10 protein-coding genes and 1 tRNA gene are annotated in these 16,367 nt (G+C 38.2%); 9 read left to right on the top strand and 2 right to left on the bottom strand.

What is annotated here, in order from left to right; translation table 11 throughout:
• Positions 1–44 precede the first annotated feature (44 nt).
• The 5 genes from GSM_RS10980 to rpoC all read left to right on the top strand — a co-directional run bounded on the left by GSM_RS10980 (position 45) and on the right by rpoC (position 10,997).
• Positions 45–118: transfer RNA gene (locus GSM_RS10980), tRNA-Pro, on the top strand.
• Between the two features lie 213 nt (positions 119–331).
• Positions 332–799, top strand: coding sequence for a CtsR family transcriptional regulator (locus GSM_RS10975; RefSeq protein WP_010078206.1), 468 nt, complete (start codon positions 332–334; stop codon positions 797–799).
• A 16-nt stretch (positions 800–815) separates the two neighbouring features.
• Positions 816–3,281 carry an ATP-dependent Clp protease ATP-binding subunit gene (locus tag GSM_RS10970; RefSeq protein WP_010078205.1) on the top strand — a complete coding sequence of 822 codons (2,466 nt, stop codon included), beginning with the start codon at positions 816–818 and terminating at the stop codon, positions 3,279–3,281.
• Positions 3,282–3,669: 388 nt separating this feature from the next.
• A complete protein-coding gene (gene rpoB, locus GSM_RS10965) occupies positions 3,670–7,266 on the top strand; it encodes a DNA-directed RNA polymerase subunit beta (RefSeq protein WP_152134730.1) in 3,597 nt (1,198 codons plus the stop codon).
• A 62-nt stretch (positions 7,267–7,328) separates the two neighbouring features.
• Positions 7,329–10,997 (top strand): DNA-directed RNA polymerase subunit beta', encoded by a 3,669-nt coding sequence (gene rpoC, locus GSM_RS10960; protein ID WP_003689456.1) that lies wholly within the window; start codon positions 7,329–7,331, stop codon positions 10,995–10,997.
• 57 nt (positions 10,998–11,054) lie between these two features.
• Here the strand turns inward: rpoC and GSM_RS14765 are convergent, their stop codons facing one another.
• Entirely contained in the window at positions 11,055–11,738 is a 684-nt protein-coding gene (locus GSM_RS14765; RefSeq protein WP_003689454.1) for a prepilin peptidase, read from the bottom strand.
• A 271-nt stretch (positions 11,739–12,009) separates the two neighbouring features.
• Between GSM_RS14765 and rpsL the strand changes: the two genes are divergently transcribed.
• From rpsL to fusA, 3 genes are all read left to right on the top strand, one after another.
• Positions 12,010–12,423 carry a 30S ribosomal protein S12 gene (rpsL, locus tag GSM_RS10955; protein ID WP_003689453.1) on the top strand — a complete coding sequence of 138 codons (414 nt, stop codon included), beginning with the start codon at positions 12,010–12,012 and terminating at the stop codon, positions 12,421–12,423.
• Positions 12,424–12,452: 29 nt separating this feature from the next.
• Positions 12,453–12,923, top strand: a complete 471-nt coding sequence (rpsG, locus tag GSM_RS10950; protein WP_003689451.1) for a 30S ribosomal protein S7 — start codon at positions 12,453–12,455, stop codon at positions 12,921–12,923.
• Positions 12,924–13,033: 110 nt separating this feature from the next.
• Positions 13,034–15,127, top strand: a complete 2,094-nt coding sequence (gene fusA / locus GSM_RS10945) for an elongation factor G (protein ID WP_003689449.1) — start codon at positions 13,034–13,036, stop codon at positions 15,125–15,127.
• Positions 15,128–15,234: 107 nt separating this feature from the next.
• On the opposite strand, the gene GSM_RS10940 is transcribed toward fusA, so the two are convergent.
• Entirely contained in the window at positions 15,235–15,783 is a 549-nt protein-coding gene (locus tag GSM_RS10940) for a cysteine hydrolase family protein (protein WP_003689447.1), read from the bottom strand.
• Between the two features lie 265 nt (positions 15,784–16,048).
• On the opposite strand from GSM_RS10940, the gene rpsJ reads away from it, so the two are divergent.
• Positions 16,049–16,357: a 30S ribosomal protein S10 gene (gene rpsJ, locus GSM_RS10935; protein ID WP_003689445.1), complete on the top strand. Its 309-nt coding sequence runs from the start codon at positions 16,049–16,051 to the stop codon at positions 16,355–16,357.
• Positions 16,358–16,367 lie beyond the last annotated feature (10 nt).

Raw genomic sequence — 16,367 nt, 5'->3', positions numbered from 1 at the left:
CCCGATAAGATAGTTGATGGACTTATTTCTTTGGATTTGTTAATCGGGAAGTAGCTCAGTTTGGTAGAGCACTACGTTCGGGACGTAGGGGTCGCAAGTTCAAATCTTGTTTTCCCGACTTGAGGACATAATAGACAATAAAGTTATGGAATTCCACCATAACTTTTTTTGTGTTCTTTGTTTTTTAAATATTTAGGTTGATAAAAATTTTTTTTGTGGTTTAATCTGTAACAAAGATAAAATAATTTGGAAGTATGTCATTAACTTTGCAATTGTGATTTTTTTCCGTATAATAAAAGTCAATATTAGTCAAATTAAAAAGGATGATTGCATGCAAAGTCAAAATATTTCAGATATTATCGAAAAATATCTAAAAAGTATTTTAGCTGATTCGCAACAGATTGAAATCAAGCGTTCCGAAATAGCTGAGCTTTTCAATTGTGTACCATCACAGATCAATTATGTTATCAATACTAGGTTTACAATTCAGAATGGATATGTCGTGAAAAGCAAGCGTGGTGGAGGTGGCTATATCAGAATTGTTAAAGTCAATTTATTAGATGATTCGGATGTTATAGACGATTTGATTAATATGGTAGGGGATGAAATTGACTTTAATAAGGCGTTTCAAATCATTCAAAGTTTATATCAAGAGGGAATGCTTACAAGAAGGGAATCTAACTTGATTATTTCTAGCATTGACAAACGGACTCTTGCCTTTGAGAATAGACAGATTGAAAAGATAGTTAGGGCAAGAATTTTAATCAGCATATTGAATCGTTTAAGATACGACGACTAGAAAGTGAGGGGTTATAATGGATAATTTATTTACACCAAGCGCGAAAAAAGTCTTAGTTTTGGCACAGGAACAAGCTAAATATTTTCGCCATCAAGCAATTGGAACTGAACATTTATTACTTGCTTTGACCCTCGAAGAACATGGTATAGCAGCAAAAGTTTTAAAACAATTTATAATTACGGAGACGGATGTTAGAGAAGAGATTGAACGAATCGCTGGGTATGGGACGTTGAAAAAGACTGATAAAATAGGTTATCTTCCATATTCTCCTAGAGCAAAAGAAATACTTGCACTGGCTGGCGATGAGGCTAAGAGAACCAATGCACAAAAAATTGGGACTGAGCATCTTCTACTTGCTCTTTTGAGAAATAATGATATTCTTTCTTCTCGTATTTTACAGGCACTTAATGTCGATACAAGGAGAATGTACCAGTCAATAGTCCATAAATTGGGTTTGAGTGAAGCCCAAATGAAAAAATATGAGAAAAAGTCAACGAAGGCAAATGGAACACCGACCCTTAATTCTTTAGCACGAGATCTTACTGATTTGGCTCAAAATAAGAAAATAGATCCAGTAATTGGGCGTGAAAAAGAAGTTAAACGATTGATCCAAGTTTTAAGCCGAAGAACAAAGAATAATCCTGTTTTACTTGGTGAACCTGGAGTTGGTAAAACTGCGGTAGCAGAAGGATTGGCGGAAACAATTATCGCTGGAGATGTTCCTGATTCATTGCAGAATAAGCGTGTAATGATGCTTGATATGGGATCGTTAGTAGCCGGGACCAAATATCGTGGTGAATTTGAAGATCGCGTTAAGAAAATAATTGATGAGATTTATGCAGATGGCAATGTTATCTTGTTTATCGATGAACTGCATACCTTGATTGGTGCTGGTGGTGCTGAAGGTGCAATTGATGCTTCAAATATTTTGAAACCTGCTTTAGCTAGAGGAGAGGTTCAAGTTGTTGGAGCAACGACACTTGATGAGTTCCAAAAATATATTGAGTCTGATTCTGCGCTTGAACGTCGTTTTGCTAAGGTAATGGTCGAGGAACCTTCAAGTGAAGATACAGTTGCAATTCTTAAAGGTTTGCGTTCTCGGTATGAAGAGCATCATCAAGTTGAAATAACAGATGAGGCTGTTGAGAGTGCTGTACAGTTAAGTGTGCGTTATATTTCAGACCGCTTTTTGCCGGATAAGGCAATTGATTTAATGGATGAAGCTGCTGCACGTGTACGAATTGAAAACAGCAATGGAATAAATAGAATTACTGAAAAGAGGAACACATTAAAAAATTTGGCAGAACAAAAAGTCGTAGCACTAGGTTCTGCAAACTTCGCTGGAGCTGCTGAAATTAGAGAAAAAGAATTAAAAGTCAAGAAACAGGTTGAGAGACTAACAGAAGCTAATGATAAGCATTCGGGATACGCTTTGAGTGTCGAGGCAGAAGATATCGCAAAAATTGTTTCCGAATGGACTGGAGTACCAGTTACACAGATGCAAAAGAAGGAAACAAATCGTTTAATTGATCTTGAAAAGGTTTTGCATAAGCGTGTTATTGGGCAAGATGAAGCTGTTTCTGCCGTTTCTCGTGCCATTAGACGTGCAAGAAGTGGGTTGAAGGATCCAAATCGACCTATTGGATCATTTATGTTTCTTGGCCCTACAGGTGTTGGAAAGACGGAACTTGCCAAGAGTCTTGCAGAAGTAATCTTCGGTTCAGAGGATTCAATGATCCGTATAGACATGAGTGAGTACATGGAGAAATATGCAACCAGTCGTCTTATCGGTTCACCACCAGGATATGTTGGCTATGAGGAAGGTGGTCAACTAACTGAAAAAGTAAGACAACACCCGTATTCAGTTATTCTTTTTGATGAAGTTGAAAAGGCTCATCCAGATGTGTTTAATATTCTGTTACAGGTTTTAGATGATGGTTATCTATCGGATTCAAAGGGTAGAAAGGTTGATTTCAAGAATACAATTATCATAATGACGTCTAACCTTGGTGCAACTGCACTTAGAGATGAAAAGGAAGTTGGTTTTGGCAGTACTGACTCGGCTAATGATTTCACTAAGATGTCAGCTAAAATCAATGAAATTTTGAAGAAATCATTTAGACCTGAATTTCTTAATAGAATTGATGAAACAATCATTTTCCATTCACTTAAAAAAGAGGAGCTGCACAAGATTGTCAAACTCATGGCAAATGAATTGTTGAATCGTGTAAGAGCACAGAATGTTTCGATTAAAATCACACCTGCTGCTGTTGATGTAATCACGAAAAATGGTTTTGATCCTGAATATGGTGCAAGACCAATTAGAAGGGCTTTACAAACTGAAGTTGAAGATAAATTGAGTGAGTTATTGATTACTGGACAAGTCAAGGTTGGCAGCAAAGTAACGATTGGAGCTTCTAAGGGCAAAATCAATATTACTGTTAGTGAAAATGAAAATAAAAAAGAATTAACAAAACAGTGATGTTGTTCTAAAAGCCGATGTTTTAAAATTTGTTTTATGTAGTTAATTAGTTATAGTAGAGGAAACATTGCAAGTAATTGTTTTGCGGTGGTTTCTCTATTATTATGTTTTGGTTTACACTAGTACGGAGCTAGCTGAAGCAATTTTGACTTTCGTTAGTCTTATTCTTGACATAATAAAATTTTATTGTTAGTATAGGTAATTGCAAAACTGTGAAATGGGGAGACTGTGATCTATTGTCCATAGGATCCCCTTATAGAAGCAAAAATAGTGTTAATTCGTTTTACGATGTGACCTGTTTTTGGTTTTTTTTGCCAAAAAAATGTTTTTTTAGCAATTTGTAACACAAATGTAATATTTGTTGGCTGTCACAGAAAAATTTTGAGAGGTGAACAACTTGGCAGGACATATAGTAAAATACGGTAAACACCGTACACGTAGAAGTTATGCTCGAATCAAGGAAGTACTTGATTTACCTAACTTGATTGAGATTCAAAGCGACTCCTACAAGTGGTTTTTGGATGAAGGTCTTCGCGAAATGTTTGAAGATATTATGCCAATTGAGGATTTTGCGGGTAACTTATCGCTTGAATTTGTCGACTATCAGTTGCTTGAACCTAAGTACACTGTAGAGGAAGCAAGACAACATGATGCAAATTATTCAGCTCCACTTCATGTAACACTTAACTTGATTAATCATGAAACCGGTGAGATCAAGGCACAAGATGTTTTCTTTGGTGATTTTCCGTTAATGACTGAACAGGGTACGTTTATCATCAATGGTGCCGAACGTGTAATTGTTTCCCAATTAGTACGTTCACCAGGAGTGTATTATAACTCTGAATTGGACAAAAATGGGCGTGAAAATTATGGTACAACCGTAATCCCTAATCGAGGTGCATGGTTAGAGTATGAGACGGATGCAAAAAATATTGCATATGTTCGTATTGATCGTACACGTAAGATTCCTTTGACTGAATTAGTTCGTGCTCTTGGGTATAGTTCAGACGATGAGATTATCCAAATTCTTGGTAGCTCTGATAGCTTGATGCTGACTCTTGAAAAAGATGTTCACAAAAATGCAGATGATTCACGTGTTGTTGAATCATTGAAGGATATTTATGAAAGACTACGTCCAGGAGAGCCCAAAACTGCTGACAGTTCACGTAGCTTGCTAACTGCACGCTTTTTTGATCCAAAACGTTATGATTTAGCTCCTGTTGGTCGATACAAGATTAATAAAAAACTTGATTTAAAGACTAGATTGCTTAATTTGACACTTGCTGAAACGTTAGCAGACCCTGAAACAGGGGAGATTATCGTTAACAAGGATACTGTGCTTGATAAACACGTTATGGAGAAATTGACACCATATCTTGAAAAGAAAGATTTCAAGACCGTTGTTTTCCATCCGTCAGATGAAGGGGTTGTTACTGACCCTATGACTCTTCAAATCATTAAAGTTTACTCTCCAAATGATCCCGAAAAAGTTGTAAACATGATTGGTAATGGAAACATCGATTTGAAATTTAAACATATTTTGCCCGCTGATATTATTGCTTCAATGAACTATTTCTTTAATTTACAAGAAGGAATTGGGTTTGTTGATGATATTGATCATTTGGGCAACCGTCGTATCCGCTCAGTTGGTGAATTATTACAAAACCAATTTAGAATTGGTCTTTCACGTATGGAACGTGTTGTTCGTGAGAGAATGTCAATTCAAGATACATCAACTGTGACACCACAACAATTAATTAATATTCGTCCTGTAGTTGCTTCCATCAAGGAATTCTTTGGTAGTTCGCAGCTTTCACAATTTATGGACCAGACTAATCCGCTTGGTGAATTAACACATAAGCGTCGTTTATCTGCCTTAGGACCTGGTGGTTTGACTCGTGATCGTGCTGGGTATGAAGTTCGAGATGTTCATTATACTCATTATGGTCGGATGTGCCCAATTGAAACACCTGAAGGACCCAATATTGGTTTGATTAACAGTCTTTCTTCTTATGCTCGAGTAAATCGTTATGGCTTTATTGAAACACCATATCGTCGTGTTTCATGGACAACACATATGGTTACGGATAAGATTGATTATTTGACTGCTGATGAAGAAGATAATTATGTTATTGCACAGGCTAACTCACCATTAAATGAAGATGGTTCATTTGTTGATAATGTTGTTATGGCTCGCAGCAAGAGTGAAAATATCGAAACAACTGTTGATAAAGTCGACTATATGGATGTTTCACCTAAACAAGTTGTTGCGGTTGCAACGGCATGTATTCCATTCTTGGAAAATGATGATTCTAACCGTGCGTTGATGGGTGCCAACATGCAGCGTCAAGCTGTGCCTTTGCTTGATCCACATGCTCCACTTGTTGGAACAGGTATCGAATACAAGACTGCACATGACTCAGGGGTAGCTCTAATTAGTAAGAGTGAAGGTACCGTTGAATATGTAGATGCACGTGAAATCCGTGTTCGTCGTGCCGATGGTTCGCTTGATAAATACAAGTTAATGAAATTCCGCCGTTCTAATGGTGGTAAAAACTATAACCAAAGACCGATTGTTCGCGTGGGAGATCATGTTGATTATGATGAGGTTTTGGCTGATGGTCCATCAATGGAAGGTGGAGAGTTAGCATTAGGACAAAATCCATTGATTGCCTTCATGACTTGGGATGGCTATAACTTTGAAGATGCGATTGCTATTAATGAACGCTTGGTTAAAGAAGATGTATACACATCAATCCATATTGAAGAGCATGAATCAGAAGCTCGTGATACAAAGCTAGGGCCTGAAGAAATGACTCGTGAGATTCCTAACGTTGGTGAAGATACATTACGTGACCTTGATGAATTTGGGATTGTGCGTATTGGTGCTGAGGTTCATGATGGTGATATTTTAGTTGGTAAGGTTACCCCTAAAGGTGTGACAGAATTATCTGCTGAAGAACGTCTATTGCATGCAATCTTTGGCGAAAAAGCTCGTGAAGTTCGTGATACTTCATTACGTGTACCTCATGGTGGTGGCGGAATCGTGCAAGATGTAAAAATCTTTACACGTGAAGCAGGTGATGAATTGTCTCCTGGTGTTAACATGATGGTTCGTGTTTATATTGCACAAAAACGTAAGATTCAAGTTGGTGACAAGATGGCTGGACGTCATGGTAATAAAGGGACAGTTTCAATCGTTATTCCTGAAGAGGATATGCCATTTATGCCTGATGGAACTCCAATTGATATTATGCTTAGCCCAATGGGTGTGCCATCTCGTATGAATATTGGACAGGTTCTCGATCTTCACTTGGGTATGGCGGCTCGCAAACTTGGTATACATGTTGCTTCACCAGTTTTTGATGGTGCTCGTGATAGTGATATCTGGGATGCTTTAAAAGAAGCAGGCATGTCAACTGATGGGAAAACAGTTCTTTATGATGGTCGTACAGGTGATGCATTTGATAACCGAATTGCTGTCGGTGTTATGTACTACATGAAACTTGCACATATGGTTGATGATAAGATTCATGCTCGTTCTATTGGACCATACTCACTCGTTACACAACAGCCTCTTGGTGGTAAAGCACAGTTTGGTGGACAGCGCTTTGGTGAAATGGAAGTATGGGCACTTGAAGCATATGGTGCTGCATATACTTTACAGGAAATTTTGACGTATAAGTCTGATGATGTTGTTGGACGTGTTAAGACTTATGAGGCAATTGTCAAAGGTGAACCAATTCCAAAACCAGGCGTTCCTGAATCATTCCGTGTACTTGTAAAAGAGTTGCAATCATTAGGCCTTGATATGAAGGTCTTGGATGTAGCTAAGAATGAGATTGAATTACGTGATATGGATGACGAAGACGATGAAGTCGTTAATGTTGATGCTTTAAGTAAGGTAGCGAAAGAACAAGCTGAAAAGAAAGAACAAAAAGAGGAAGTCAATGTGGAAAAGACTGAATCTAGAACTGAGAACTAGTTGCTATAAAATCGGCTAGTCGACTACTTTAATCATCCAAATAAGAAAAGGAGGTCGGTCTCTTGATCGATGTCAATAAATTCGATAGTATGCAGATTGGTTTGGCTTCTTCAGATAAGATCCGTAGTTGGTCTTATGGTGAAGTGAAGAAACCAGAAACAATAAACTATCGTACTCTTAAACCAGAAAAAGACGGTTTGTTTGACGAAAGAATTTTTGGACCAACAAAAGATTGGGAATGTGCATGTGGTAAGTACAAACGTATTCGTTATAAAGGAATCGTTTGTGATCGTTGTGGTGTTGAGGTTACACGTTCTAAAGTTCGTCGTGAACGCATGGGACATATTGAACTTGCAGCCCCAGTTACGCATATTTGGTATTTTAAGGGAATTCCTAGCCGCATGGGTCTAGTGCTTGATATGAGTCCACGTGCACTTGAGGAAGTTATTTACTTTGCCTCATATGTTGTTACAGAACCTGGAAACACACCACTGGAAAAAAAGCAGCTTTTAACAGAACGCGAGTTTCGTGAAAAACGTGAACAATATGGGCATGAATTCAAAGCTGGAATGGGAGCGGAAGCAATTCGTACCTTGTTACAAGATGTTGAACTTGAAAAAGAATGTGCAGAGTTAAAAGAAGAATTAAAGGAAGCAACTGGGCAAAAGAGAACACGTGCAGTTCGTCGCCTTGATATTCTTGAAGCATTCCTACAATCAGGGAATAAACCTAGCTGGATGGTACTGGATGCAATTCCCGTTATTCCACCAGATCTTCGCCCAATGGTACAGCTTGAAGGTGGACGATTTGCAACTTCAGACTTAAATGATTTGTATCGTCGCGTAATTAACCGTAACAATCGTTTGAAACGTTTGCTTGACTTGAATGCACCTGGGATTATTGTTCAAAATGAAAAACGTATGTTACAAGAAGCTGTTGATGCGCTGATTGACAACGGGCGCCGTGGACGTCCTGTAACTGGACCTGGTAATCGTCCATTGAAGTCATTGTCACATATGCTTAAAGGTAAGCAAGGACGTTTCCGTCAAAACTTACTTGGTAAGCGTGTTGATTATTCTGGACGTTCTGTTATTGATGTTGGACCTAAGCTCAAAATGAATCAAATGGGAATTCCTCATGAAATGGCACTTGAATTGTTTAAGCCTTTCATGATGAAAGAACTTGTTCAGCGCGAGATGGCTTCTAATATCAAGAATGCTAAACGAAAACTTGATCGCCGAGATGAAGACATTTGGGATGTATTGGAAGATGTTATTAAGGAACATCCTGTTCTTTTAAACCGTGCACCTACACTTCACCGTTTGGGTATTCAAGCTTTTGAGCCTACCCTAGTGAATGGGAAAGCTATGCGTTTGCATCCATTAGCTTGCGAGGCATACAATGCCGATTTTGATGGAGATCAGATGGCTATTCATGTTCCGCTGTCCGCAGAAGCACAAGCGGAGGCACGCTTGCTGATGCTTGCTGCTCATCATATTTTGGCTCCTAAAGATGGTAAACCAATTGTTACTCCATCACAGGATATGGTTATTGGTAACTATTACATGACGGTTGAAGAAGCAGGCCGTGAAGGTGAAGGAATGGTTTTCAAAGATGTCAATGAGGCACGTACGGCATACTTGAATAACTATGTTCATTTACACACACGAATTGGTTTGCAAACTGTTTCTCTTGCTAAATTAGGCAAGCCATTCAGTGATTGGCAAAAAGAACGAGTTATGGTCACAACTGTTGGTAAAGCGATCTTTAATGAGATTCTTCCACCGGAGTTCCCATACTTGAATGAACCAACGGAAGAAAACCTTACAGGGAACACACCTGATAAGTTCTTTCTTGAACCCGGCGTTGATATTCATCAATATCTTGCTGATCATGAATTGATTTTGCCATTTAAAGCAGGTTTCTTGAGTGATATCGTTGCCGAAGTTTACAAGAAATTTAAAGTTACTGAAACATCTAAGTTGCTTGATAGAATGAAGGATACTGGATATTATGAGTCTACTAAGTCCGGATTGACCGTTGGTATTTCTGATGTTACTGACCTGAAAGAAAAACCAGCTATCATTGACAAGGCCCATAAAGAAGTTGCGAATGTTGCAAAACAGTTCCGTCGTGGTTTGATTACTGAAGATGAGCGTTATGAAAGAGTAATTGCAATCTGGAATGATGCAAAAGACCAGATTCAAGAAAAACTTATTCAGAACATGAATCCTAAAAACCCAATTCAAATGATGTCAGATTCTGGTGCACGTGGTAATATTTCAAACTTTACACAACTTGCTGGGATGCGTGGCCTGATGGCTGCTCCTAATGGTAAGACAATGGAATTACCAATCATTGCAAACTTCCGAGAAGGCTTGTCTGTTATGGAAATGTTCATTTCTACTCATGGTGCCCGTAAAGGTATGACTGATACGGCTCTTAAGACTGCTGATTCTGGTTATCTTACACGTCGTTTGGTTGATGTTGCACAGGATGTAATTATCCGTGAAAAAGATTGTGGAACCGATCGTGGACTTGATGTAACAGCAATTCGTGAAGGCAATGAATTAGTTGAACCATTGTATGATCGTATTTTAGGTCGTTACACAATGAAGGAAGTTAAGAATCCTAAGACAGGTGAAGTTATTGTACCGGCAAATGTTATGATGGATGAAGAGTTAGCAACTAAGATTATCAATGCCGGTGTTGAAATGGTTACAATTCGTTCTGCATTTACATGTAACACTCGTCATGGGGTATGTGAACATTGTTATGGTCGTAATATGGCTACTGGCGATGAAGTTGAAGTTGGTGAAGCAGTCGGAACCGTTGCTGCTCAATCAATTGGTGAACCAGGTACTCAGCTTACGATGCGTACTTTCCATACTGGTGGTGTTGCTGGAGATGATATTACGCAAGGACTTCCTCGTGTTCAGGAAATTTTTGAGGCACGTAACCCTAAAGGTCGTGCTGAAATTACTGAAGTTACAGGTGTTGTTGAGGCGATTGAAGAAAATCCTGCTGAGCGTACAAAGGAAGTTACTGTTAAGGGTGAAACTGATACAAGAACTTACAGCCTGCCGTTCACTTCAGTATTAAAAGTTGCTGAAGGAGACAAGATTCATCGTGGAGATGCATTAACTGTTGGGTCGATTGATCCTAAACAACTTATTCAGGTACGCGATGTCTTATCGACTGAAAACTATATTCTAAGAGAAGTTCAAAAGGTTTACCGTATGCAAGGTGTTGAAATCTCCGATAAGCATATTGAGGTTATGTCTCGCCAGATGTTACGTAAAGTTAGAGTGATGGATCCAGGGGATACGGAGCTCTTGCCAGGTACATTGATGGATATTTTCGATTTTAAAGACCAAAATTATAAAACCATTATCCAAGGTGGAATTCCAGCTACTGCAAGACCTGTATTGCTTGGGATTACGAAAGCTTCTCTTGAAACAAATAGTTTCTTGTCAGCTGCTTCGTTCCAGGAAACTACACGTGTCTTAACAGATGCTGCAATTCGTGGTAAGAATGATCCACTCATTGGTTTGAAGGAAAATGTTATCATTGGTAAGATTATTCCCGCTGGTACAGGTATGCCTGACTACCGTGGAATCAAGCCAAAAGAAGTTGGAACTGTTTCTGAGAATGTCTATTCTATCTCTGACCTAGAGAAGAAAATGAAAGAAGAAGAAGCTGCTGCACAAGGCTCCACTTCGAATGACTAACTAAATATAAAAAACTGCGAATTTTATCGCTAGTTTTTTTTGTGTCTTAAATTTTAATTATAATGGATGAACAACAATAATAATGATGAAAGAAAGAGCTTGAAATGGTAAAAAAGGGGCTTTTTTTAAATGAGTGATTAAGAAAAATAGAATGCAAAGAGTTGAAGCAATAAGCAATAAATATAAAGTATATTGATAACCAACTACAAAGTAGGAAGTAATTATATAGAGTACATCGGCCCAACCAAACATTTTTTTGATTGAGAAATAAACAAGTACGCTCAACAACAAGAAAAATTGAAGGAAATAAGAGAATGAAAATTTTAAAAATATAATACTTAATGCTGAGAATATTAAGAACCCTAGATATAAAATGTTGCTTGAAGCTGCATATAATTTATAGTCCTGAAGCCCAAGACAAAGACTCCACATGATAAAGGAAAATAAAACAAAAAAGTAGGGACGAGAATAGTTTGAATGACAAAACACTGCAAGACTTCCTCCCAAGAATTCAATAATGGTACTTAACGGTGAGATTCTTGAAGTACAAAAAAAGCAGCGTCCTTTTTGCAAAAAGAAACCAAGAATAGGAATAAGTTGCCAGGCTTTTAGGGGATGATGGCACTGCTCACAAAAAGAACGTCGTTGTAATTGAGATATATTATTGACATATCTCCAGCTGTAGCACACAGTAAAAGAACTTAAAACTGAACCCAGTAAGAAAATTAAGACATTGTACATTTAGAAGACCACCTTTTGTCTATTTCAATGTAATTACGCACTAAAAATAAAAACGGGAAATATTTAAAAAACATTGACAGGTAACCAAGCAAGATGTTATTATACTCAAGGTGCTTTATGTGGACAGTTTCTCTCGTTGTCGGGACATGCTGACTGTGTTACGTTAGCATACATCGTTTCATTCGGGTTCTTTTTTATTTTTTTGTAAAATAATGAACCACCTGGATGTGTGTACTTAAAAAATGTAAATTTAGGAAGGAGGAAGCTTTAGATGCCAACAATTAATCAATTAATTCGTAAAGGTCGTAAATCTAAAGGTTCAAAATCTGATTCCCCAGCTTTAAACTTTGGGTATAACAGTTATAAGAAAGTTCAAACAAACAATCCTGCTCCTCAAAAACGTGGGGTTGCAACTCGTGTTGGTACAATGACACCTAAGAAGCCTAACTCAGCTTTACGTAAGTATGCTCGTGTTCGTTTGTCCAACTTGATTGAAGTTACAGCGTACATTCCAGGTATCGGTCATAACTTACAAGAACATAGTGTTGTTTTGATTCGTGGAGGTCGTGTAAAGGATCTTCCTGGTGTTCGTTACCATATCGTTCGTGGTGCTTTGGATACAGCCGGTGTTACTGACCGTAAGCAAAGTCGCTCGAAGTATGGTACTAAGAGACCTAAGAAATAATAATAGATCGGTTTAAGGAGGTTATTTAGATGCCAAGAAAAGGTGCTGTTACAAAACGTGAAGTATTCCCAGACCCAATTTATAAATCTAAATTGGTTACTCGTTTGATTAATCGTCTGATGGTTGATGGCAAACGTGGGACAGCTTCAAGAATTTTATACGAAGCTTTTGATTCAATTAAAGAAGAAACAGGCAATGAACCATTGGAAGTGTTTGAAGAAGCGATGAAGAACATCATGCCTGTACTTGAGGTTAAGGCTCGCCGTGTTGGTGGTTCTAACTATCAGGTTCCTATTGAAGTTCGTCCAGATCGTCGTACTACATTAGGTTTGAGATGGTTGGTTAACTATTCTCGCTTACGTGGCGAACATACTATGCCAGAACGCTTGGCAAAAGAAATTATTGATGCTGCCAATAATACTGGTGCATCTGTTAAGAAACGTGAAGATACACATAAAATGGCAGATGCGAACCGTGCATTTGCACATTATCGCTGGTAATTTTGGAAAATGGCTATTATATGATTTCAGTAATCCTATAGTAGTCATTTTTTTGAAATTATTTAAAATATTCATAATTTTAATTAGATTTGGAAGGAGAAATCTCTCAAATGGCTAACAAACGTGAATTCCCGTTAGAAAGGACACGTAATATCGGGATCGTTGCTCATATCGATGCTGGTAAAACGACAACGACAGAACGCATCTTGTATTATACTGGTAAAATCCATAAAATTGGTGAAACCCATGAAGGGGCATCACAAATGGACTGGATGGAGCAAGAACAAGAGCGTGGTATCACAATTACATCTGCTGCTACAACTGCTGAATGGAAAGATCATCGTATCAATATCATTGATACCCCAGGACACGTTGACTTTACAGTCGAAGTTGAACGTTCATTGCGTGTTCTTGATGGTGCTGTAGTTGTTCTTGATGCACAGTCAGGTGTTGAACCACAAACAGAAAATGTTTGGCGCCAAGCTACGACATATGCTGTTCCTCGGATTGTTTTTGCTAACAAAATGGATAAAATCGGTGCGAACTTTGACTACTCTGTAAGTACAATCAAGGATCGTCTTCAAGCCAATGCCGTAGCCATCCAAATGCCAATAGGTGCTGAGGATGAATTTCAAGGTGTTATCGACTTGCTTGAAATGAAGGCCGATATCTATGATGAAGATGAGCTCGGTTCAAAATGGGACACAGTCGATATTCCTGATGATTATAAAGAAGAAGCACAAAAACGCAGAGATGCAATGATTGAAGCAATTGCAGATGTTGATGAAGGCATTATGGAAAAATACCTTGAAGGTGAAGAAATCTCTGTGGCTGAATTAAAAGCAGCTATTCGTAAAGCAACATTAAACTTAGAGTTATTCCCTGTTTTAGCTGGTTCAGCTTTCAAAAACAAGGGTGTTCAGATGATGCTTGATGCAGTTAATGATTACTTACCATCACCTTTGGATGTTAAGCCTTATAAGGCTACTGATCCAGAGACAGATGAAGAAGTTGAATTAGTTGCAGGCGATGATAAGCCATTTGCTGGTTTAGCATTTAAGATTGCTACAGACCCATTCGTTGGGCGCCTAACTTTCTTCCGTGTATATGCTGGAACACTTGAGGCTGGTTCTTATGTATTGAATGCCACAAAAGACAAACGTGAACGTGTTGGCCGTTTGTTGCAAATGCATTCAAATCATCGTAAAGAAATCGCTGAAGTATTCTCTGGTGATATTGCTGCAGCAATCGGGTTGAAAGATACAACAACTGGTGATTCTTTAACTGATATCAAGCACCCATTAATTCTCGAATCAATGGAATTCCCTGATCCAGTTATCCAAGTATCAATCGAACCTAATACGAAGGCTGATCAAGATAAGATGGATGTTGCTTTGCAAAAGCTTGCCGAAGAAGATCCAACTTTCAAAGCTGAAACTAATCCTGAGACTGGTGAAACATTAATCGCTGGGATGGGTGAACTTCATTTGGATATTATCGTTGACCGTATGAAACGAGAATTCAAAGTTGAAGCTAAGGTTGGTGCTCCTCAAGTTGCTTACCGTGAAACATTTACAAAACAAGTATCTGCACAGGGTAAGTTTGTTCGTCAGTCTGGTGGTAAAGGTCAATACGGTGATGTCTGGGTCGAATTTACACCAAATGAAGAAGGCAAAGGCTTCGAATTTGAAAATGCTATCGTTGGTGGGGTTGTTCCTCGTGAATATATTCCTTCAGTAGAACAAGGCTTGCGTGAATCAATGAAAAATGGTGTTCTTGCAGGATACCAATTAATTGATGTTAAGGCTAAGTTATATGATGGTAGTTATCATGATGTCGATTCTAGTGAAGCTGCATTTAAGGTAGCTGCATCATTGGCATTGCGCAACGCTTCTAAGAGTGCCGGTGCTGTAATTCTTGAACCAATCATGCGTGTTGAAATTGTTGCCCCTGAAGATTACTTAGGTGATGTTATGGGACATGTTAATGCTCGTCGTGGTCGTGTTGAAGGTATGGAAGCTCGTGGAAATGCACAAGTTGTTAAGGCTTTTGTGCCACTTGCTGAAATGTTCGGCTACGCTACAACATTACGTTCAGCAACACAAGGACGTGGAACATTCACAATGACAATGGATCATTACGAACCAGTTCCAAAGAGTATTCAAGAAGAAATTATCAAGAAAAATGGCGGTAGTGTCGAATAATTAAAAAGGAACCAAAGCAAAAGTTAATTTTTGCCTTGGTTCTTTTCTTATATAGTAAGTCTTCTTTTTAGTGGATTTTAAACAATGAACGGCAGCAAAGGCGATTATTAAATAATGGTTGCCCCAAGACTGTTTTTAAAGTGATCAAGTGCCCATTCATGTCCGGTCTGATTAAAACTAGCTACTGCGTTTTGGGGAATTGTAATTTTAAAGTTTTTGTTATATGCGTCAATAGCAGTATGGAGAACACAAATATCGGTACATACACCAGTGAGATAAAGTTCTTCAATGTGATGTGTGCGCAGGAAATTTTCAAGATTGGTGTTTGCAAAAGAAGAGTATCTATTCTTATCATAGAAGTAAACTTCATCATCATTTTTGTGTAGATTGAACCATGTACCAACACTGCCAAACAATTGATGTCCCCAAGTGTTTGCGAGATTATGTGGCGGAAAAAGTTTTGTTTCAGGATGGTAAGGGTCATTTTTTTTGTGCAAATCTGTTGGAAAAATAATATAGTCATGGTTTGCTAAAAAAAAATTTGCTAGTTTTGCAATTTCAGTATCAATTGCTTGCCCGGGAGCACCACAGGTTAGTGCACCTTTATCATCAACAAAATCATTTGTGTAGTCGATTATTAGGATAGCTTTTTTCATTGAGATCGATCCCTTTCAGAAGTGTTTACAAAAAGAATAAGCATATTTTGAAAAAAAAGCAAATTAAATTAAAAAATCTCTTGCTTTGAAGGCATATCCAAGGTATTATAAAAAGGTACTTGTCCGAGGGATAAGTGCGCGTATTAAAAAGAAGTTTGAGCTATGATGTTGAAGGTTGCGACACACCCGGGAGCTTTGCCATGGGGTGGTTGGGAATTTCGACGGAGCTAGTCTTGTTTTTAAAATAGACGAAGGAGGGAACACAATGGCAAAACAAAAAATTCGTATTCGCTTAAAGGCATACGAACATCGCATTTTAGATCAGTCTGCTGATAAAATTGTCGAAACAGCAAAAAGAACTGGCGCAACAATCGCAGGTCCTATTCCGTTACCAACGGAACGTACGCTTTACACGGTTATCCGTTCACCACATAAGTACAAGGATTCACGTGAGCAATTCGAAATGCGCACACATAAGCGTTTGATTGATATTGTTAATCCAACACCTAAAACAGTTGATTCATTGATGAAATTGGATCTACCTAGTGGCGTTGATATTGAAATCAAATTATAATTCAGTAATT

Source organism: Liquorilactobacillus mali KCTC 3596 = DSM 20444, from assembly GCF_000260415.1.
Taxonomy (GTDB): domain Bacteria; phylum Bacillota; class Bacilli; order Lactobacillales; family Lactobacillaceae; genus Liquorilactobacillus; species Liquorilactobacillus mali.
This window is presented reverse-complemented; position numbering and strand designations above follow the sequence as displayed.

Excerpts from the sequence above, each read along its gene's own strand:
- GSM_RS10975 (WP_010078206.1), top strand. The coding sequence starts at position 332 with ATGCAAAGTCAAAATATTTCAGATATTATCGAAAAATATCTAAAAAGT.
- GSM_RS10970 (WP_010078205.1), top strand. The coding sequence starts at position 816 with ATGGATAATTTATTTACACCAAGCGCGAAAAAAGTCTTAGTTTTGGCA.
- GSM_RS14765 (WP_003689454.1), bottom strand. The coding sequence starts at position 11,738 with ATGTACAATGTCTTAATTTTCTTACTGGGTTCAGTTTTAAGTTCTTTT.
- rpsL (WP_003689453.1), top strand. The coding sequence starts at position 12,010 with ATGCCAACAATTAATCAATTAATTCGTAAAGGTCGTAAATCTAAAGGT.
- rpsG (WP_003689451.1), top strand. The coding sequence starts at position 12,453 with ATGCCAAGAAAAGGTGCTGTTACAAAACGTGAAGTATTCCCAGACCCA.
- fusA (WP_003689449.1), top strand. The coding sequence starts at position 13,034 with ATGGCTAACAAACGTGAATTCCCGTTAGAAAGGACACGTAATATCGGG.
- GSM_RS10940 (WP_003689447.1), bottom strand. The coding sequence starts at position 15,783 with ATGAAAAAAGCTATCCTAATAATCGACTACACAAATGATTTTGTTGAT.
- rpsJ (WP_003689445.1), top strand. The coding sequence starts at position 16,049 with ATGGCAAAACAAAAAATTCGTATTCGCTTAAAGGCATACGAACATCGC.